This window comes from Kosakonia quasisacchari (genome assembly GCF_004331415.1).
Lineage (GTDB): Bacteria > Pseudomonadota > Gammaproteobacteria > Enterobacterales > Enterobacteriaceae > Kosakonia > Kosakonia quasisacchari.
Genome location: NZ_SJOP01000089.1, coordinates 1 through 355 on the forward strand (window position 1 = coordinate 1; position 355 = coordinate 355).

Sequence of the window (355 nt, forward strand, 5' to 3'; positions counted from 1 at the left end):
AGCAGGGCAATGCGCACCGCCGCAGCACGCGGGCAGGTTGATCAGATTATCCAACAAGCGCTCGAAGATGGGGTGATTGAACAGCATGAAGCAGAACTTATCCACGAATATCACCGCCGTCATATGGCTGCGCGTGAAGAAGAAGTCGCGGCCATCATCGAATTATTCAGCCGCAAAAAGAAGTGACGCCAGCAGGTTGCAGCCTCTGGCGTCGTGGCGTGTCGATCGTTGTGGAGATACCTACGCATGAACAGTTTAAACCGATATCGGCCAGCTAAGCAATTCCGCTGCCCACCGCTGGTGGGGCGTAATGCACCGTTCGGCTATGTGGAAAGAGTACGCGGTACCGCTGACG

The 355-nt window shown here is 55.5% G+C and carries 1 pseudogene; it reads left to right on the forward strand.

The window, feature by feature from the left end:
- Positions 1–186, forward strand: a pseudogene (locus E0L21_RS24820) (YmfL family putative regulatory protein); the annotation flags it as partial.
- Positions 187–355 lie beyond the last annotated feature (169 nt).